Here is a 19,891-nt window from a genome sequence, read left to right as displayed (position 1 = left end):
TACGTTTGAAAGCTCAAATTCTGGCGTTCTATTGGATTTATCCATTCAAGAGGCTTGAAAAGGAGCCAAAAAGCTCGGTTTCAGTGAGTTTGAGTGGATTTGTCCAGTCAAATTACTTTTTAAGCGTGTTTTATGAACGGTTGACTGGATTTATCCAATGTAAGGTGCTTGAGTAGCGTGTTTAGAAATATGAGTTGGGTAGTTGTGTTAGACAAGAAAGGAAAGTGGCATGATGGAACGCACATTACGAACGCCGCAGTTTGCAGCGTTAACTATAGAAAGACTCCTTCAGTTCGCTGCCCAAAATGGGTTGATCGAACAGCTGGATGTATACACGTCGCGCAATGCTTTGCTGGATTTGTTTCAGCTTGCGGAGCCCTTCCAAGGGGAAGTGCCTAATGAGAAGTTGAGCACTCCTGTTGGGCTGCTGGAGGAATTGCTCGATGCAGCGTGGGAAGCGGGACTTTTGGAAGAGAACACAATGACGTACCGCGATTTGCTCGACGCACGCATTATGGGGCTCATGATGCCTCGACCTTCGGAGGTCGTGAGTCAATTCTGGAAGCTAGCAAAAACAACGAACGTCGAAGCGGCGACAGATTACTTTTACAAACAATCGATCGATTCCAACTATATTCGTATGGATCGGATTGCCAAGAATGCTTATTGGCTTGCTGAAACAGCCTATGGCGATTTGGAAATCACGATCAACCTCTCCAAGCCGGAGAAGGATCCGAAGGAAATTGCGCTGCTCAAAACGCTGCCACAAAGCAGCTACCCACTCTGTCTACTTTGCGTCGACAATTTGGGGTATGCAGGCCGTGTGAATCACCCGGCTAGACAGAACCTTCGCGTCATTCCGTTGGAATTGGATAACGAGAAATGGTACCTGCAGTATTCACCTTACGTGTACTACAACGAGCACAGCATCATCTTCCATGAGAAGCACATTCCGATGAAAACAACGGCGAACACGTTCTATCGTTTGCTGGACTTCATCGAACAATTCCCGCATTATTTCATCGGATCGAATGCGGATCTGCCGATCGTGGGAGGATCTATTCTGAACCACGATCACTTCCAAGGCGGGCGTCACAAGTTCCCGATGGAAAAAGCGCCAAGTGAGAAAGTGTTCTCACATGCGGATTATACAGGTGTGAAAGCCGCGATTGTGAAGTGGCCGATGTCTGTACTTCGCTTGAGCGGGCACAACAAACAGCAGTTGTATAAGCTGGCGAGCAAGCTGCTCGAAGACTGGCGTGCTTACAGCGATGCGGAAGCGGACGTCCTCGCGTTCAGCGAGAAGGACGGACAGCGGATCCCGCATAACACGATCACGCCGATCGCCCGCAACAATGCGCGCGGCGAGTACGAGCTTGATCTGGTGCTGCGAAACAACCGCACGAGTGAGGAACATCCGGATGGGATTTTCCATCCGCATCAGCACTTGCACCACATCAAGAAGGAGAACATCGGCTTGATTGAGGTGATGGGGCTGGCGGTGCTGCCAGGCCGCCTGCAAGAGGAGCTGGCGGCTATCGCCAAGCTGCTCACCGGCGAAGCCGAGCTCAGCCGCGAAGCGCTCGCAGATGCCGGTCATCCGCTGCATAAGCATGCGGATTGGATCGCGGCGCTGCTCGCGAAGCATGGCGCGTCGCTGACGGCGGACGCGGCGAATGCGCTGCTGCAGACCGAGGTCGGCAGCAAGTTCATGGACGTCCTCGCGGATGCGGGCGTCTTCAAACGTGACGTCGCTGGGCAAGCGGCGTTCGGACGGTTTTTGGCTGCGGTGGGCTTTGCCCCGCAAGCTTAAATGAAAAATCCCTGGTGTCGGGTAGATGACCAGGGATTTTTTTGCTATAGGCGGATGCTCCGCGCGCGCAACAAGGTTCGCCAATGCTTTATTTATTGGCATGTTCGGCTGGGGAGAAAAAGACCAAGGTCGTTAAATCCTCCGTCATATCAAAGAATCTATGCTCTTTATGAGCTTCTACGAAAAGGAGGTCACCTTGACTGACCTCAGTAATTTCATCGCCATTTTGAAACGAGGCTTTACCTTCAATGATCAAATAAAGCTCATCTTCGGTATGAGGCTGTTGTTTATCCTCTTCACCTTTATTCAGCTTATAAAGTCCTACGCTCATGGAGGGTACCTTCAGAAATTCATAATAGGAGGTTTGATCTGATTCTTTTAATTGGTTGATATGATGATGTAAGTCAGCTAGTTTGAAATTCATTGTAGGTTCCCCCTTCATCTGCAATTTTGGTTCGATAATTTTGGATTTAAAAAACCAGTCCATCACTACCTTTCAGTGACAGACTGGTTTTCATTTACCTTCATTTTAAGCTACGTCATGCGAGCTTTTTCTAACCAAGAAGAAGTATGACAGCATGGCTGCTGCACTTGTTGCTAAGATAAGTACGCCCAGCGGAACGGCTGTGTCTTCGCCTGCGATGCCGACTAGCGGAGAGACGACCGCACCGAGCAAGAAGGGAATGACACCAAGCAGCGCAGCGGCGCTGCCCGCCATATGACCTTGGCGCTCCATGGCAAGTGGGAAGGCTGCCGTTGAAGTAATACCGATGGCCCCAACAAAGAAAAACAGTGGGATCACGAGTGCGAAGAGCGGTCCATGGACGATGGCCACCACCAAGACGACGATACTTGCAAGAGCGGCGAGACACAGGCCGAACAATAAAAAGGCGTGTTCAGATACCCGATGGGACATACGTCCGACCACTTGGGAGCCGATGATCAGGCTGATGCCGTTCGATCCGAACAGGAGAGCGAATAAGGTCGGCGAAGCCCCGTAAATGTTTTGATAAATAAAGGGCGTACCCGAAACATACGCAAAGACCCCCGCGATCATAATGCCTTGTGCTAGCATGTAACCGACAAACTGGCGATCTCGCATGAGCAATCCGTAGTTCCGCAGCTGCTCCATGAAGTTGCTGGGCCTGCGGCGATCCGCAGGTAAAGTCTCCCGCAGCCTCCATTTGGTCATCGTGAATAGATAGATGCCTAGCACGGACAGCGCAATAAATACGCCGACCCACGATGTAAAAGATAGAATCCCACTGCCGGTTACAGGTGCCACGAGCGGGCCTAAATTACCGACAAGCAAGAGTAACGAGAAAAATTTGGTAAGCTCATGGCCGCTGTACAAGTCGCGCGCGATCGCGCGAGAAATGACAATGCCTGCCGAAGCAGCAAAACCCTGTACGAACCGGAACACGATTAGCATCCCAATATTTGGCGAGAATGCGCAAGCTAAAGCAGCAATGACATAAACAGCCATGGAGATGAGCAACGGATTACGTCTGCCGTAGACGTCACTGAGTGAACCCATGACGAGCTGGCCAATCGCGAGCCCGAGTAAACAAGCCGTCAAGCTAAGCTGTACCAGCGAAGCCGTCGTATCGAATTGCTTCACAATCTCCGGGAATGCCGGTAAATACATATCGATGGTAAAAGGGCCGAGTGTCGAAAATAGACCGAGCAGCAAAGCGAGTCTAAACACGTGCTGATTGTTCTTGTTGGTCATTGTAAAGGGAATCTCCTCTTCTTCATTCCATATCCAAGACTCGTTATCTCTATTTGTCGCTTTCGAACTCGCACAAGATCCGGAAGTCGGCTTGTATAATTCGAAGCAGAGTCTGGTTTTCATCCTAACACATCAATACGGATTCCGACAATTACAAGGTTTTAATATAATTGTTTTTTCCCGATGACATCATTTAGAAATATCTTTTATCCATAATGAAGATGTGAACGAGATACATAGATAAAATAACGAAGCCAAAGGAGAATGAAATGATGAAAAAGTGGATTGTCATGACAGCGATCGTATCGATGCTTTCGATGAGTGCGGTGCCGGCTTTTGCCGCGACGAGTGGGACAGTCAAGGTGAAATTAGCTCTGGATGACGTTAAAGGGCATTGGGCACAAGAAGCGATTGATGCGCTGGTTGATAAGGGGATTTTGCAAGGGGAGGATGATCACCATTTTCATCCGGATAAATCGGTGTCTCGCGAGGCGTTCGCAGCGATGGTGGCACGTACGTTCCATTTGAAAAATACGTCAACCATACAGGATTTTAATGATGTCGGACCCAAACGTTGGTCGTTCGATGTGATTGAGGCGACGAAGGATTACTTCGATCGTTTCAAAAGTCTAGAAGGCGGCTACAACTTCGAACCCGTCCTCGGAGCGAAACGGGAAGACGTGACCGTTACCTTGGTCAAGGTGTTGATGAAACAGGATCCAACACTCGTTCTCATGGATGCTGCGGCAGCGGACACGTTATTGACGACTACGTTTACGGATACGGCTTCGATTCCTGAGGTATTACGACCATATGTAGCTACGGCTGTGCAGCATAACCTCATTCAAGGTGACGATCAGCACAGATTTCATCCTAATGTAACGCTAACACGGGCGGAGGCAGCTACACTCCTGTATCGGCTGCTCAAAAACAACGTCATCGTTGATGTCCCGGCAGACACAACCACAGATAGCACAGTGACAGGAAGTACATACGGAACGAACTAAATGAGTTTCATTATAGAGCAGCGTAGGTACCGAGAGGTGCCTGTGCTGCTTTTTCATTTGTCCCTATGGGCAGGTTACATCTGGCAAATACCTTCTTGACAGGACGAGGAAGCGCACCTAAACTATTAGTTAGCCGACTAACTAATAAGGGGTTGAAACTTTGCACCACTCTAATCCAGAATCTCTTACACATATCATGCATCATTTGCTGAAAATGCACCGACATACGATTGATCAAATCATTCATCCTTATGATGTTTACCCAGGTCAGCCGCCATTGCTGCTGGCGCTGTCTGTTGAGGACGGTCTCAGCCATAGCGAACTTGCCTCGCGTATCCATAACAAACGGGCAACGCTGAGCGTGATGGTTGACCGTATGGAGAAAACAGGCCTCGTCGAACGCCGCCCTGACCCTGATGATCAGCGTGTTACGCGTGTCTATTTGACGGATAAAGGCAAGGAAGTCACTGTACATGTCAAGGAAGCGATCAAGGAAACGGATGATAGGACCTTTTCAAACTTTTTACCGGAAGAGATCCTCTTGTTTCGACGCCTTCTGCTTCAAATGCAAGATAATCTTCGTCCTAAAGATGAATAAAATTAGTTAGCCGACAAACAATAAAAGAAAGGATATCCCGACATGTGGAAACTACGCTCATTTGTTAAACCATATTGGTTCATAACCCTGCTAGCCCCATTGCTGATGGTGATGGAGGTGTGCATGGATTTATCACAGCCCCGCCTGATGGCGACGATTGTGAACCACGGCGTTGCCGAGGGGAATCTCGCGTTGGTGTGGTCAACCGGCCTACATATGCTAGGCGTCGCCTTCATCGGTCTAATCGGTGGCGTAGGCTGTACCTTCTTCACCGTGAAAGCAGCGCAAAACTTCGGAGCCGACCTGCGGCTAAGCGTTTTCGAAAAGGTACAATCCTTATCGTTCCGACAATTAGACACGTTTTCGACCGGGTCATTGATTACCCGATTAACCGGCGATGTCATGCAAATGCTCAACATCTTGCAGATTCTCTTGCGCCAATTTACGCGTGAAGCGTCTCTACTGATCGGCAGCATCATCATGGCCGTGGTCATTTCGCCGCGACTTTCCTTGATTTTGCTAGCCGTCGTACCAATTCAGTTCATCATTCTCTATGTGTTGATGAAGCGTTCGACTCCACTTTTCCGCCTTATGCAGAGCAGGGTAGATCGTGTGAACACCGTTATGCAGGAAAGCACGTCAGGCATTCGTGTGATCAAAGCTTTCGTTCGTGCCGCTTTCGAGCGGACTCGCTTTGGCAAAGCGAACACGGATTTGCTGGACGCCAGTCTTAGCTCCGCACGTGCATTGGCGACAAGCGGACCGTTGATGACATTGATTTTGAACGTGAGTATCGTAGCCGTGCTCTGGTTCGGGGGTGCTCAAACGTGGAGCGGATCGATGGCAATTGGGGATCTGGCCGCATTCATCATCTATATTAGCCAAGTACTGTTCTCGCTGGTATCGATTAGCAACACACTCATGAACATTTCACGAGCACAAGTGTCTGCTGAGCGTATTCATGAAGTCCTTGATACGAAACTGGACCCGAACGAGCCTAAGCATGCGGACCAAGTGGAACAATCACGACAACCGCAGCTACCGCAGCTACAGCAAGAACAACAACTGTCAGAAAAAGGTCCTCCTGAACCTCTTCAGGGTTGCGAACTGGAATTTGAACATGTCTCATTCGTCTATGAAACAGCGCCTGACCAGCCAATTCTCGCGGATATTTCGTTCAAAGCGCTGCCAGGTCAAACGATTGGCATACTCGGAGCAACAGGCTCCGGTAAATCGACACTCGTCAGCTTGATCCCCCGACTCTACGATGTAACCAGCGGGCACATCCGCCTGAATGGCGTTGATGTCAAAGATCTGCCTGTCGAACAGTTACGAAGTCAGATCGGAATTGTGCTGCAGCAGTCTATTTTATTTAGCGGCACAATACGCGACAATATCCTGTTCGGCAAGCCTGGGGCTTCGGATGCCGAGATCGAAGCCGTCGCCAAAGCTGCGGAAGCAGATGGCTTCATCCGCAAGCTGCCCGAGGGCTATGAAGCGAAGCTCGGACAGCGCGGTGTGAATTTATCCGGCGGTCAAAAGCAACGGATAGCAATCGCGCGGGCATTGCTCTTAAGATCACCGCTGCTCGTGCTGGATGACAGCACAAGTGCGATTGATCTAGGCACGGAGAAGCGTATCCAACGCTCCTTACAATCGCTGATGGCTGGCAGCACATGCATCGTGATCGCACAGCGCGTCTCATCGGTGCTGCACGCCGATCGGATTCTTGTGTTGGATGAAGGCCGCATCGCCGCACAAGGAACGCATGAGGAGCTGCTGGCATCCAGTGCCATTTATCAGGATATTTATCGCTCCCAGCAAGGAAAGGAGACTGCCCTTCATGGCTAAAACGCAACCGGCCACGCGCAAACCGCGCGCCAAAAACATCGGTGCAACCCTCCTTCGCACCTGGGGCTATCTACGACGCCAACGCGCAGGGCTGTTCACGGTGACGGCTCTTACGATACTCGGCAGCGGCCTTGCTCTGCTCGGACCTTACTTAATCGGCGTAGCCATCGACGAGTACATCATACCGCGGGATCGGAGCGGATTGATCGGGCTTTGCCTTCTTTTGCTCGGGTGTTACTTGTTCAGCGGAGTCGCCTCTTGGGTGCAATCTTACATGATGGCAGGCGTTGCCCAGCGAACGGTCTGGGAAATGAGACAGGATCTCTTTCGCCATCTGCATAAGCTGCCTATTAGTTATTTTGACAAGACCTCCCATGGGGAGCTCATGAGCCGTACGACCAACGATGTCGATAACGTAGCAACGACGCTCAGTCAGAATTTAACGCAGATCATCACGAGTATCATTATGATTGTGGGTTCTTTGATCATGATGATTGCCTTGAATATATGGCTGACGCTGATCGCCCTCGTTACTGTACCGCTCGTTCTCTATACGACGAAGCAAATTACAAAACGCACACAGCGCTTGTTCAAAGAACAGCAGCAACGACTCGGTGAACTGAATGGCTTCATTGAAGAGACGATTTCTGGGCAAAAGGTGGTCAAAACCTTCCGACGCGAAGCCGCTTCTGTCGATCAGCTCGCTGTCATTAACAAGCAGCTTCGTGCAGCTGGAACAGGTGCTCAGCAGCTTTCCGGCATGATGGGGCCGAGCATGAATATGATCAATCATTTTAGCTTCATTCTGCTCGCTGCAATTGGGGGTTGGATGGTGCTGAAAGGATGGACGATGGTCGGCGTGATCATTAGTTTCCTTAATTATTCCAAGCAGTTCAGCCGGCCGATCAACGATCTCGCCAATCAGTACAATATGATTCAGTCCGGGATTGCGGGGGCGGAGCGGGTATTTGAAGTGATGGATAGCCAGACGGAATATGAATCGGGCAGAGGCGGCGTACAATTGTCTGGGGTAAAAGGGGAAGTGGTGTTCGACAAGGTAACGTTCCGCTACACGGATGATACGCCTACGCTGAGTGGTATTTCGTTTACGGCAGAACCGGGCGATATGATCGCGCTAGTCGGTCCCACGGGTGCTGGCAAAACGACGATCATCAACTTGCTGACACGATTTTACGATGTCGAAGCGGGAAGCATCACCATCGATGGTCTCGATATTCGCGACATGGAGAAAGATAATCTACGCAGTCACCTTGGTATGGTTCTGCAAGATGTATACCTGTTCTCGGATTCGATCCGAGAAAATATTCGGTTCGGCCGCTTGGACGCAACGGACGAAGAGGTCGAGGCCGCCGCGAAGCTGGCCAACGCGGACGGATTCATCCGCAAGCTGCCTGAGGGCTATGACGCCATGTTGACCGCAGGCGGCGGCAACCTGAGTCAGGGCCAGCGGCAGCTGCTCACGATCGCGCGGGCGATTCTCGCCGACCCCGCGATTCTCGTGCTCGACGAGGCGACGAGCTCCGTCGATACGCGCACGGAACTGCACATCCAACAGGCGATGGGCGTGCTCATGAAAGGGCGCACGAGCTTCGTGATCGCCCACCGACTTAGCACGATTCGCGAAGCGAGTGCGATCTTGGTCATCCACGGCGGCGAGATCGTGGAGCGCGGCACGCACGAGGAGCTGCTGGCGCGACGCGGGCATTATTATGACTTGTACGCGAACCAATTCAGCCAGGCTAGTTCGCTTTAACGGCGGCGCGTAGCTTACCGCAGCAAGGGCAAAAAGGGAGTTCCCGATGAATGGGAACTCCCTTTTTCTCATGCGTCGTAGCGAGGAGAGATTCAAATTCCCGTCTACCAGGACAGCCCTCTAAATAAATGGATTTCCTCCAGTTAAATCACGTCATTTTCACTGAAATCGCTCCATGTGGACTAATTAGCTGTATCTTTTCCATTTCGAACAGTGTGGAAGGTACATGTCCCAGATTTAGCTGTATGTTTTCCAGTTAGGTGAGGAGGGGGCTAGCTGCTTGTGGCTCAAAGACTCGTACCTGATTCCGCCCCGCTCGCTTAGCCTGATACAGGGCTATGTCGGCATCACGCAGCAATGACTCCAGCGTTTGCCCTGCCTTCCCCGACAGCTCGAACTGCCCCGAGCCTGCTTGCGATAAACCGAAGCTCGCCGTTACGCTCATCGTGCCGAAGCTCCCGCTCATCGACTCCGCTGCGAGCTGCGCGCGAATGCGCTCCGCCAATATGGCGGCTTGCTCCAGCGAGCAACCCGGCAGGGCGATGACGAACTCCTCGCCGCCATAACGGCCGATAAGCGCTTCAGGTGCTTCGGCTTCTAGCCGTTTAACGATGGCCACAACGTGCTGAATGGCGAGGTCGCCAACATCGTGACCATACGTATCATTAATGTTTTTGAAATGGTCAATATCGAAGAGAATGATACTCAAAGGTAGATTATCTCTTTGCATTTCCGTTAGCAAAGATTTACTCCGACGAAGGAACTCCGTCCGATTGAACAGCTTCGTCAAGCCATCATAGTAGGCTAACTGCTCTAGTTGATCTTGCAGCAGGTGCTGCTCCGTCACATCGATCAGCATTAGCAGGCTCCCGATCGGATCACCATTACGCCCCCGCACAACGGAGGACCGGATTTGATAATAGAACTCTCTGCCAGCGGTATTTCGCCAAACCATTTCTACTTGCTCACCATCTTGCGAGCGCTCCACGGGGAATGGCGTACCCGACAACTGAATCCAAGCTTCATCCAGGGTTAACCCTAGCATCTGCGTCGATAAGCCTGGAAACATGTAGATCATCGCACCATTGAAGTCAATCAGCCGATCGGCAAAGTCCAGAACAACAACACCCTCACGCATACTTTCAAAAATACTTTCCTTCGCAATCGGTATCACTGTCAGCATCTTTGTCGATACGATCGCCCAGATGTACATGGCAGAAGTCACGCAAAGGAGCATTGGTACAGGATCAACCCCATAAGGTGTTACACCCATCAAATAAACAAATGCCCCCGTCATCGGCAGAAATTGTCCTGCCATTAAAGTCAGCAGCTGCAAGCGGTAGGCTTTCTTGGTTTGCCGCCATCTGCGCAGGAGGAGAACGACTGCCGCCAGCATGCAACCGAATGTATAAGCCCCGTGAACGATGTAATATTGCCCGATGACCGTATCCGTCGTAAGGAAAGGAGTATTTTCGCGAAAATACATGCTTTTATAAAACAAATGATGAAAATCATTGGTAATCACGATGATAAATGTAAGGGTCGGAATAACGAATAACAGGGAGATCCGTTTACGATTCATGTTGATGCCAACGTACTGCATGACAATCAGCAAGCCAATGGCAGGCGCTCCCGCGATGCCGATATATTCGATCATCGTCCATCCCTTTACCTGAGCTAACGTATCGCTAGCCATTTCGAAAGCATGTGCAAAAATATAAATAGCTTGGACCGCCGTATAAATGATGAAGGTATATGCACCAGGTATATCCTTGCGTTTCAAATACGCATAGATGCACAGGAAAACGGTAAAAACGCCCGAAGTGGCGATGAGTGAAATGAACATTGTTAATATAGGATTCATAAGTCGGACTCCATCATTTGTAGGATTATTGGAGAATTTGTCGATTTAATGGTATCACATTCGAGTAGGAAGTCACAGGGAGATTTTTGGGAAAAATAGGTTATTCGACTATACTTTTAGATACACACACTCGTCCTAAAAGGACGGCGTAGACGTTTATTTTGTGTGGTAAAATAAACACAAGGTACGAGCCATGATGTGATGAGGAGGAGGCGTGAACATGGATAGCTTTAACGCACTAATCGTAGAGCGAATACAGGATCAGTTTTCTTTACAAATAAAAGAACTCCGCATCGAGGAGTTGCCCGCTGGGGAAGTGACCATCCGCGTCGCTTACTCCGGGATGAACTACAAAGATGCGATGGCCTGCAGCCCATCGGGGCGGGTCGTGCGCCAATACCCGATGGTGCCGGGCATTGACTTGGCCGGCACGGTGGTCGCCTCGTCAGATCCCCGCTATCGCGAGGGGGATGAGGTACTCGTGACCAGCTACGAGCTGGGCACAGGGCATTTCGGCGGATTCAGCGCATATGCGCGCGTTCCCGCCGATTGGGTCGTACCACTCCCGCAGGGACTGACGCATCGCGAAGCGATGATCCTCGGCACTGCGGGATTTACAGCAGCGCTGTCCATTCACCGCATGGAGGCGAATGGGCTGCGCCCAGGGCAGGGACCCGTGCTCGTGCGCGGAGCAACGGGTGGTGTAGGGAGCAGCAGCGTCTCGATGCTCGCCGCCCTCGGCTACGAGGTCGAAGCGAGCACAGGGAAATCCGCCGACCACGATTACTTGCTTGAGCTTGGCGCGACGCGTGTGCTGTCGCGAGAGGAGCTTTCGCCTTCCGAGAGTAAGCCGATCGGCAAAGAGTACTGGGCTGGCGCTGTAGATCCCGTCGGGGGGCAGTCCCTCGGCTATGTGCTCAGCCGCATGAAATACGGCGCCTCCGTGGCGCTGAGCGGGTTGACGGGCGGCGCGGATTTTGCGGCGACGGTGTACCCTTTTATCCTCCGAGGGGTGAATGTACTGGGCATTGATTCGGTCTATTGTCCTGTGGCTGTACGCAAACCGTTGTGGGAGCGGATCGCGTTGGAATTGAAACCGCAGCTGCTTGAGCAGACGGTATATAAAGAAGTGACCTTAGAAGGCGTTGCCGAGGCGGCGCAGCTCGTATTAGCAGGCCAAGTTAGAGGCCGGGTGCTGGTTAGGCTGTAAGGGTTCTGCCTTATAGATCCATTTTGCATATGAGGAGAGTTGAGAATATTGAAAATGCGGGTGTCAGCCGTACAGTATCATTTACATACGATTAGCAGTTTTGAAGAGTTCGCTGCTCAGGTGGAGCATTATGTGAAGGTGGCGCAGGAGTTTGAGGCGGATTTCGTGTTATTCCCGGAGTTGTTTACGACGCAATTGATGTCCATTGGCGACGAGAATGGGAAGGCGTTGACGATCGAGGATTTGCCTTCTTTTACGGAGAAGTATCGTGACTTATTTCAAGGTCTCGCGCAGCAAACAGGTATGCAAATCATCGGTGGCACGCACATTACGTCAGAAGGGGACAAGCTGTATAATACCGCATTCTTGTTCTATCCGGATGGACGTATCGGTGAGCAGAAGAAACTGCATATCACCCCGACGGAAGTGAAGGAATGGGGGATGGGAGCGGGGGATTCCTTGCAGGTTTTTGATACGGACAAAGGGCGGATTGCCATTCTGGTCTGTTACGATGTGGAATTTCCAGAAATCGTGCGGATGGCGAGAGCGCGTGGTGCAGATGTGTTATTCGCACCTTCGTGTACGGATGACCGGCACGGCTTCCATCGGGTTCGGTATACGTGTCATGCCCGTACGATTGAGAATCAAATCTACGTGGTGACAACGGGGACTGTTGGCGCTTTACCAACGGTTGATTTCATGCGAGCGAACTTCGGACAGGCTGCTGTCATTACGCCCAACGATGTGCCATTCCCGCCGAAAGGCATTTTGGTCGAAGGCGAGATTAACGGGGATATGGTTGTGACTGCGGACCTTGATCTGGATCTGCTGACGCTCGTTCGTGAGCGAGGCTCCGTCACGACCTGGCGCGACCGCAGAACTGATCTATACACAGATTGGTCCTGATGTCATGAGAAAACAGCTCTATGTGTTTGATGGCGACACCCCGGTGCAGGCGGTTATTCGCACGTACAGCGTGGCGGATTTCGATGCGTTAATCCGAGTTCAGCAGTTGAGCTTTCCGCCGCCATTTCCCTCGGAGCTCTGGTGGACGAAGGAGCAACTGACGGAGCATGTGACACGTTTCCCGGAGGGAGCGCTGTGCGTGGAGGTGGCGGGTCAGGTTGTGGGCTCGATTACAGGGCTTCGCGTGAGCAGCGAGGCAATGGATGCTGGCGCTGATCATAGCTGGTCAGCGATGACGGACGATGGGTTTATCCGCACGCATTACCCTGATGGCGATACGCTCTACATTGTGGACGTGTGCATCATGCCCGCTTACCGTAAGTTTGGGCTGGGCAAATGGCTGATGCAGTCCATGTACGAGGTGGTGGTGCAGCTGGGGCTGAATCGCTTGCTCGGAGGCGGACGTATGCCGGGCTATCATAGGGTAGCCGAGACGATGAGCGCTGACGCGTATGCGGCGGCGGTTATGGCGGGGAAGATGAAGGACCCGGTGGTTACTTTTTTGCTGCGATGCGGCCGGACGCCTGTGCGCGTGGTTGCGAATTATTTGGAGGATGAGGAGTCACTGAATCATGCGTTGTTGATGGAGTGGCGGAATCCGTTTAGATAACTAAAATAGGAGTGAGTTGACCTTATGGAATTCATACGTATAACGAGTATTGAGGATCCTTTGTTTCGATCAATGCATGATCTGATGAAAGAGGTATTTCCGCCGGAGGAAGTGCTGGATTATCCACTGTGGAGGGAGCCGTTAGAGGACCCGGGTATCCGTGTGTTCGTAGCGGTTCACGAAGGTAAAGTCGTCGGTACGACCGAGTACCGGTACTACGAGGATTGGCAAGTGGCGATGACGGATTTCACGATCATTGGTGGTGCGGGACTTGGGATCGGTCGGTTCCTAGCGAGAAAACGCTGGCAGGACCTTGAGCGATTAGCTGCTGAATCGGGTAAGCCGATGGCAGGGATGTTCGCTGAGATTTACGATCCATATCGGATCGAAGATCATGCTTTTGGCGGCGTGAAGCCGATGGATCCTTACGTACGGCGTGAGGTGTTATCGCATCTTGGTTATAAGCGGATTGACTTCCCTTACGTGCACCCATCCTGGGAGAACAACGGGGAAGCGGTCGAGGAGTTGGATCTCTGTTTCTTGCCGACGGATGAAGATCAGACGGAAATCAGCGCTGCGTTGGTGGCGAAGTTCCTGCGACAGTATTATGCCGTACTTGCGAATAAACCGGAGGCTTGGGAAGCGATGGTTGCTGGTTTAGAGGGGCAAACGACGTTAGCGCTGCAGCCGTTGTAGGAAGGTTATGAAAAAGGAGTCCTCATGGACTCCTGAATTGCCTATATCCATACCGCAGTCTAATGAGTGATAGTGATTTTATTGGATAAATCCAGTGGATAGCATTCAAAGGTAGCGTAAAAAATTCATTTCATTGGACAAATCCATTCAAGTCAGAAAAAAAGACCCTGTAGGGGTCGATTTGGGGCTTTGCTACTGGAATAATCCAATATAACAGCCGATTTTTGCTCTTATTTGAAAAAGACACTGTATTTATACCATGGGGTTAGAGCTGGTGAACCTTACCAACCGAAATCTAACGTTTTACCCGTCTCGGCTAAAGTCTTGATGTTGCTTAAAATCATCCACCAGCTCGCCTTCGTCGACTCAAAACTAGGGTGGTCTGGTGTCCATTGATCATTCACAAGGGTTAACTTCGTGCAACTGCCGACGGTTTCCAGTGTGATGGTCATGCGAGATTCAAACTCAGCGTGGTTCTCCCGATAAGAAGGGCCTGCGTGCTCCGTGCAGCTAAGGAGTTTCTCTGGCTCATAAGCCAGAATTTTGCCATACACGTGGACGGTTTCCTCACCATCAGCGCCTGGCCCTACGTAGGCATAGTCCGATCCGATTTCAAAAGTAGACTGCAAGACACTGCCGAACAAGATTTGCCGAGTTCCCTCTGGTGTGATGAGAATATCCCAAATTTGCTTTGGACTTGCGCCAATATAAAATTCATACTTCAGTTCCATCATCGCTTACACTCCTTCATATCAGTGATCCTACCTATCATAACCGAACTCGTATTCCCATGTATTGTAAAAACGCGACAAGGAGTGTTCGATATGTCAATGCCAAGTCTGGGTATCATCAATTTTCAGCAAAGTGGGCACAAATTTCAGCTCTGCCGCTATGCGCCTGCTGACGATGTCGCCTTTTTCGTTCGGCATTATTGGGTTGTCAGATGGGACCTAGCTGGGAAAGACCCCTACACGCAACATGTAATCCCCAATCCCTGCGTGAATCTCGTTGTAGAGCCGGAGCGCACGGCTATTTATGGGCCAGGTAAAGAGAAATATGGACATCATCTGGAAGGTCAGGGAAGTGTGTTTGGCGTGAAATTTAAGCCAGGCGGTTTCTATCCCTTTGTCAAAGAAGCCGTATCCAGCATGTTGAACAATCCGCTAAGCGTTGAGCATGTTTTTGGTACGGATTCGCGTTCCTTGGAAGCGCAAGTGTTTAGCCACAGTGAAGATGGGCGGAACGTTCATTTGGTCGAACAGATGATTAGGGCGAAGCTGCCTGCACAGGATGACCAGGTCACCTTGATTAATCGGATGGTCGATTACGTGTATGAGCAAAGAGATATCACTAAGGTTGAAGCACTTTGCGAGCATTTTCAAATGAATATCCGAACGCTTCAGCGTTTGTTCGACCAGTATGTCGGGGTCAGCCCGAAATGGGTCATCAAGATCGCCCGTATTCAGAATGCAGCAGAAACGACCGATGGCAACGATACACACAACTGGACGAAGCTCTCCATGGATCTCGGCTATCACGATCAGTCGCATTTTATTAAAGATTTCAAGTCTGTCATTGGACAGACACCGGAAGAGTATGCTGCGCTCAAGCGTGCGAAGTGAGGCGGTCAGGTGAGCTAGGTTCTCTGTCCCTGTAAGGTCAGCAAGTCTGAACTGCAGATCGGGGCAGCGCTAGTTCACCCTTTTTTAAATTAACTGGAAAAGGTACAGCTATATGTCCTGTTTTCGATTATTTGGAGAGTTTAACTGTAAAACGTACATGTAAAAACGCCCTATCTACCCAATTACGCTGAAAAGGTATGAATTAACGTGAGGAAATACATCTAATTTGATTAATGAGTGGGAAACGGTGATTATAACTGGAGGTTATCCAGTTAATTGCATCGGAGCTGCTCCACTTTCGCTTCCACTCCCAATCTTGCTCTCACTCCTACTCTCACTCCTACTCTCACTCCGACTCTTACTCCCACTCCCACTCTCGCAACATGCACCGCAGTTATCTCCTCTTTTTATTCCAAAATATCACTACATAACTTGCGGCGTCCCTTTCTGTTGCTCTTTCCGCAGAAGCGGGCTTAGGAAGACGATCCCCACCAACAGCAGCAAACCACTCAAAACATAGACCGCAAGCAGCGAAGTTGCATCTTTCAAATACCCCGACAAGGCCATACCCACCAACATCATCCCCATAAAAATCGGCGTTATCGCGCCGCCAACTCGCCCCATGAACGGGCCTTCTGTGTTGCGTACAAGGAGGGTCTGAATCCCCACCTGAATACAGGGATAGAACAATCCGCTCACGATCTGCAAGAGCAGCGTCACCGGAACAAACGTAGAGGCTCCTACACCCACGGTGCAAATCGCACTAACCAGCAAGCCAGTTGCTAGCAGAAATTGCGGTTTGACCTTTTTGGCAATCCCCATGATCAGGGCCCCACCGATCAGCATGGAGGCTCCATTGGCCATTAGAAACCATTGCAGGGATTGTTTGCTCAATCCGAGTTTCTCAATGGCAATAAAGAGGGCAAGGGGCTGGGTCAAGCCAGCAGCTAATCCCGTTATTCCGAAGGTAAGGCTCAGCTTTCGGAGTGCGAAATTATTTTGCACATAGCGCAGACCCGCCATTAAGTCGTTCATAAAGTTCGTGCTGGCTGAGGCTGCTTCTGCTGCGTCATCTTTCGGGAGGAAAGAAAGGACGAGCGATGATCCCAGAAACAGGATGCCTGTAAGGGCAAGTGATACCTTAACGCCATAGTGTAAAAAGATAAAGGTGCCCATAATCGGCCCCAAGACCATGAAAATAGCAATTAAGGATTGGGACATCGCCATAACCCCTTGGAGGTGCTCCGCGGGTACGTTTTTCTTATACAGTTTCATCGCAGAAGGCTGTGAAAATTGCGACAGACTAGCGGAAACGAACGTCCCCACCAATAGCGCGTACCATGAACCGGACAGAAGGGTAAGCAGTACAAGGAACACCGTCCCGCCGGAGATAAGGTCACTCCACACCATGGTCCGTTTGGGCCGCCAACGATCAGCCAGCGTGCCGCCAATGAGTGCAAAGATAAAAATAGGTGCCGTCTCCACCACGGAAATCAAGGATACATAATTTGAATTGTTGTTAGTGATGTCCGAAATGTAGAGGAGGATGGCGAAATTACGAATCCAAATACCGAGCTGTAGCAGCACGCGGGACAGGATGATGGTTCGAACGTAGCGATTGGCAAACATGAGTCTCATTCCTTTTTGATTTATTATTTACTAAATTACTAATTTACTAAGTTAGTAAAATGACAACCAAATCATAGCCCAGACATGTGGTGAAGTCAATATGGTTTTGTGGATTTCTAGATATTTACAGATAGATGTGGCAGGCAAAATAAAAAAACGGCTGCCACAAAGGCAACCGTTACACGTGTAGAAAATGATGAGATTCGATCGGGACGGGATCATTTTCGGTGAATTTTTCTTACGACAAACAGATAAACAATAGAGGGCAGGGGGGCAGACAGGATGCCCCAAATGCCCCACATCAAGGGGTAACGGGAGCCATGTTTACGCGAGTCCATGTATAGCCAGGTACCCTGTACCAGTAAAATCAAAGCGATGCCGATCCATGCCCAGAGTGGTAGTTGATCGAATTTAGAGTCCGTTGTTGTCATGAGATGTCACCAGCCTTCGAAAGATTAACCAAGCGAGCGGCACTAGGGTGGCTACGGCCTGGATGGACAGGAAAGCAACGGGTTGAACAGTTACCGTTACATAAAAAATATAAAACACCAGCATCGCGCCGATCCACAGGATCAGCAAATCGCGCAGCAATCGGGATCGCCGCCTGCTCTGCGTCACGGCGATGTGCTGATCGAACCAAGCTGCGCTTGGCGTCGGTACGTGGATGGCCGCATCAAGCAGATCCAGCCCCTCGCGCAGCTCGCGGGCCGTCTGCTCATCTGCTTGCTCCTCGCTCTGCGTCTCGTTGAGCGCTTGCTCGTCGCTTGTCGCCGCGCTGCGCTTCTCATTGACCGCTTGATTGGCGTCAGTTTTATTTTGCGGCTCCTGCCGCTTAAAGGATTCGTCGTCCATCTACTTGAGCTCCTTCCGTAGTTGTTTCAATGCGTTATGCACACGCGATTTCACGGTGCCTTCCGCGATGGCGAGCATACCGCCAATTTCTTCGTAGGTGTACCCGTAGTAATGCTTGAGAATGAGTGGAATGCGACTTTCCCGCGGCATTGCAGCAAGTGCATCCAGCACATCGGGCCAAGCTTCATTCGTATGATGTGCGGTTTGCCATTGCAGCTGACGCAAGGTAACCTGCTGTTCATTCTTCTGCCATTTGCGCTCCCAAAGACGCCGTCTCCCCTGATCAATCATTAAGCGTGTGGCGATCGTGATTAACCAAGACGAGAATTTCGAGGTCCCGTTGTAGAGCTTTATTTTTTCGATGCATCGTGCCATCGTATCTTGGGTGAGATCCTCCGCTTGGGACGGATTTAGCGTGATTTTGAGCAAATACTTATAGACGAACGCGTAATGCTGCTGCAGCAGCTGAGACAGAGCAGTCGTGTCGCCTACCATGGCTTGCCGAATCAGTTCGTGCTCTTCCAAGTGATTGAACATCCTCTCTGTCTGATTTCATAGATAGTACGAAGGACGGGGGCAAATCGTTCACGCGTTTACGAAAAAATATGTAGAATGATTTTTTAGCTTACCACATCAGCAGCTAGACATGTATAATGACTGCAAGTAAGTCGTTTTTTTGATTGATAATCATTGATGAGAGTCACGAATGAGAAGAATAATGGAGGACAACATATGAAACAAGGGATATATGCAAAAGCGGGCTTAACTCCGCAAGAGTTGGAGGAAGTTCGAGCGTTGTGGGAAGTCTGTAACGAGCATGAAGCGATCGAAATTAAACTAAATTGGAGCACGTTATCTAGCCGCCCTGCAGGCATAACGAATGACTTCGTCTATTATGAAAAAGACAAGATCATCGGCTTTCTTGCGATCTATAGCTTCCTCTCCACCGAAGTGGAAATCAGCGGGATGGTACACCCGGAGGCGCGGCGCCGAGGGGTTTTCGGGCGTCTGGTTCAGAGGGCCATAGAAACGTGCCGAGAGAGAGAAGTCCCGAAGATCATTTTTATTAATGAGCACGCGTCGGAGAGTGGCAAGGCTTTTCTGATGGGGCTGGGCGCAAGTTACTCGTTTTCGGAATATGTGATGGTCCTGCAAGAGCAAGTCATTCCACCCGTTTCCACGCAAACCGAATTACGTATTCGCTTAGCGGACAGCACGGACACTGAGCTACTGGTAGAGCTGAATATGTCAGGCTTCGACATGACGGAAGACGACACGCGTGAATACGTGAATCAGACGATTATAGGTGACAAGGAACGGACTTGGATCGCAGAAATAGGCGAAAACCGAGAGCCCATTGGCAAAATCGGCGCGATGGTGGAGCGGGGTGTCAGCGGCTTTATTTATGGTTTTTGCGTAGTGCCAAGCGTGCGCGGTAAAGGCTATGGTCGGCAGATTTTGAGCCAAACGATTACAGCACTGAAGGAACAGGAACAAGCGGAGCATATCAAGCTGGAAGTGTCGGTTGAAAATGAGAAGGCACTTGGCCTCTATGAGTCCTGCGGCTTTGCAACGAAGAATGCGAACGATTACTACGTGTTACTGCTCAGCTAACAACAAAGGATAGATCAGCAGATTTCCTCTGCGGTCTATCCTTTTTGTTTCGG

18 protein-coding genes are annotated in these 19,891 nt (G+C 50.5%); 11 read left to right on the top strand and 7 right to left on the bottom strand.

Annotated elements, in window-relative coordinates; translation table 11 throughout:
* The first annotated feature begins 232 nt into the window (after positions 1-232).
* On the top strand, positions 233-1,813 hold the full coding sequence (locus A8709_RS04355; protein WP_065850965.1) for a UDP-glucose--hexose-1-phosphate uridylyltransferase: 1,581 nt from the start codon (positions 233-235) through the stop codon (positions 1,811-1,813).
* Between the two features lie 88 nt (positions 1,814-1,901).
* Here A8709_RS04355 and A8709_RS04350 read toward each other — a convergent pair whose 3' ends face one another.
* Both A8709_RS04350 and A8709_RS04345 read right to left on the bottom strand, forming a co-directional pair.
* Entirely contained in the window at positions 1,902-2,237 is a 336-nt protein-coding gene (locus A8709_RS04350) for a cupin domain-containing protein (protein WP_065850964.1), read from the bottom strand.
* Positions 2,238-2,342: 105 nt separating this feature from the next.
* Positions 2,343-3,545, bottom strand: coding sequence for a Bcr/CflA family multidrug efflux MFS transporter (locus tag A8709_RS04345; RefSeq protein ID WP_065850963.1), 1,203 nt, complete (start codon positions 3,543-3,545; stop codon positions 2,343-2,345).
* A 272-nt stretch (positions 3,546-3,817) separates the two neighbouring features.
* Here A8709_RS04345 and A8709_RS04340 point away from each other — a divergent pair, with 272 nt between their 5' ends.
* From A8709_RS04340 to A8709_RS04325, 4 genes are all read left to right on the top strand, one after another.
* Positions 3,818-4,552 (top strand): S-layer homology domain-containing protein, encoded by a 735-nt coding sequence (locus A8709_RS04340; protein WP_065850962.1) that lies wholly within the window; start codon positions 3,818-3,820, stop codon positions 4,550-4,552.
* A 160-nt stretch (positions 4,553-4,712) separates the two neighbouring features.
* Positions 4,713-5,150 carry a MarR family winged helix-turn-helix transcriptional regulator gene (locus tag A8709_RS04335; RefSeq protein WP_244163097.1) on the top strand — a complete coding sequence of 146 codons (438 nt, stop codon included), beginning with the start codon at positions 4,713-4,715 and terminating at the stop codon, positions 5,148-5,150.
* 42 nt (positions 5,151-5,192) lie between these two features.
* Positions 5,193-7,001 (top strand): ABC transporter ATP-binding protein, encoded by a 1,809-nt coding sequence (locus A8709_RS04330; protein ID WP_065850961.1) that lies wholly within the window; start codon positions 5,193-5,195, stop codon positions 6,999-7,001.
* Positions 6,994-8,775, top strand: coding sequence for an ABC transporter ATP-binding protein (locus A8709_RS04325; RefSeq protein WP_065850960.1), 1,782 nt, complete (start codon positions 6,994-6,996; stop codon positions 8,773-8,775). The genes A8709_RS04330 and A8709_RS04325 overlap by 8 nt, the downstream gene beginning before the upstream one ends.
* A gap of 256 nt (positions 8,776-9,031) precedes the next feature.
* On the opposite strand, the gene A8709_RS04320 is transcribed toward A8709_RS04325, so the two are convergent.
* The gene (locus tag A8709_RS04320) at positions 9,032-10,639 is read right to left on the bottom strand and encodes a histidine kinase N-terminal 7TM domain-containing diguanylate cyclase (RefSeq protein WP_065850959.1); all 1,608 of its coding nucleotides are present in this window, start codon (positions 10,637-10,639) and stop codon (positions 9,032-9,034) included.
* A 220-nt stretch (positions 10,640-10,859) separates the two neighbouring features.
* On the opposite strand from A8709_RS04320, the gene A8709_RS04315 reads away from it, so the two are divergent.
* From A8709_RS04315 to A8709_RS04300, 4 genes are read left to right on the top strand one after another with little or no spacing between them, the layout of a single operon-like run.
* Positions 10,860-11,849 (top strand): acrylyl-CoA reductase family protein, encoded by a 990-nt coding sequence (locus tag A8709_RS04315; protein WP_065850958.1) that lies wholly within the window; start codon positions 10,860-10,862, stop codon positions 11,847-11,849.
* A gap of 48 nt (positions 11,850-11,897) precedes the next feature.
* Positions 11,898-12,755 (top strand): carbon-nitrogen hydrolase family protein, encoded by an 858-nt coding sequence (locus tag A8709_RS04310; protein WP_065850957.1) that lies wholly within the window; start codon positions 11,898-11,900, stop codon positions 12,753-12,755.
* A 4-nt stretch (positions 12,756-12,759) separates the two neighbouring features.
* Positions 12,760-13,425, top strand: a complete 666-nt coding sequence (locus A8709_RS04305; RefSeq protein ID WP_065850956.1) for a GNAT family N-acetyltransferase — start codon at positions 12,760-12,762, stop codon at positions 13,423-13,425.
* A 24-nt stretch (positions 13,426-13,449) separates the two neighbouring features.
* The gene (locus tag A8709_RS04300; protein ID WP_065850955.1) at positions 13,450-14,121 is read left to right on the top strand and encodes a GNAT family acetyltransferase; all 672 of its coding nucleotides are present in this window, start codon (positions 13,450-13,452) and stop codon (positions 14,119-14,121) included.
* Between the two features lie 281 nt (positions 14,122-14,402).
* Here the strand turns inward: A8709_RS04300 and A8709_RS04295 are convergent, their stop codons facing one another.
* On the bottom strand, positions 14,403-14,852 hold the full coding sequence (locus A8709_RS04295) for an SRPBCC domain-containing protein (protein ID WP_065851242.1): 450 nt from the start codon (positions 14,850-14,852) through the stop codon (positions 14,403-14,405).
* Positions 14,853-14,945: 93 nt separating this feature from the next.
* On the opposite strand from A8709_RS04295, the gene A8709_RS04290 reads away from it, so the two are divergent.
* A complete protein-coding gene (locus tag A8709_RS04290; protein WP_065850954.1) occupies positions 14,946-15,743 on the top strand; it encodes a DUF6597 domain-containing transcriptional factor in 798 nt (265 codons plus the stop codon).
* A 423-nt stretch (positions 15,744-16,166) separates the two neighbouring features.
* Here A8709_RS04290 and A8709_RS04285 read toward each other — a convergent pair whose 3' ends face one another.
* The 3 genes from A8709_RS04285 to sigY form a co-directional block, all read right to left on the bottom strand.
* Positions 16,167-17,372, bottom strand: a complete 1,206-nt coding sequence (locus A8709_RS04285) for an MFS transporter (protein WP_065850953.1) — start codon at positions 17,370-17,372, stop codon at positions 16,167-16,169.
* A 411-nt stretch (positions 17,373-17,783) separates the two neighbouring features.
* Positions 17,784-18,224, bottom strand: a complete 441-nt coding sequence (locus A8709_RS04280) for a DUF5345 family protein (RefSeq protein WP_065850952.1) — start codon at positions 18,222-18,224, stop codon at positions 17,784-17,786.
* Positions 18,225-18,749 carry an RNA polymerase sigma factor SigY gene (gene sigY, locus A8709_RS04275; RefSeq protein ID WP_244163096.1) on the bottom strand — a complete coding sequence of 175 codons (525 nt, stop codon included), beginning with the start codon at positions 18,747-18,749 and terminating at the stop codon, positions 18,225-18,227.
* 207 nt (positions 18,750-18,956) lie between these two features.
* On the opposite strand from sigY, the gene A8709_RS04270 reads away from it, so the two are divergent.
* Positions 18,957-19,838: a GNAT family N-acetyltransferase gene (locus A8709_RS04270; protein WP_065850950.1), complete on the top strand. Its 882-nt coding sequence runs from the start codon at positions 18,957-18,959 to the stop codon at positions 19,836-19,838.
* Positions 19,839-19,891: the final 53 nt, after the last annotated feature.

The organism is Paenibacillus pectinilyticus, assembly GCF_001700435.1.
Lineage (GTDB): Bacteria > Bacillota > Bacilli > Paenibacillales > NBRC-103111 > Paenibacillus_E > Paenibacillus_E pectinilyticus.
The sequence above is the reverse complement of the archived record's forward strand: the minus strand, read 5'-3'. Positions and strand labels throughout refer to the sequence as shown.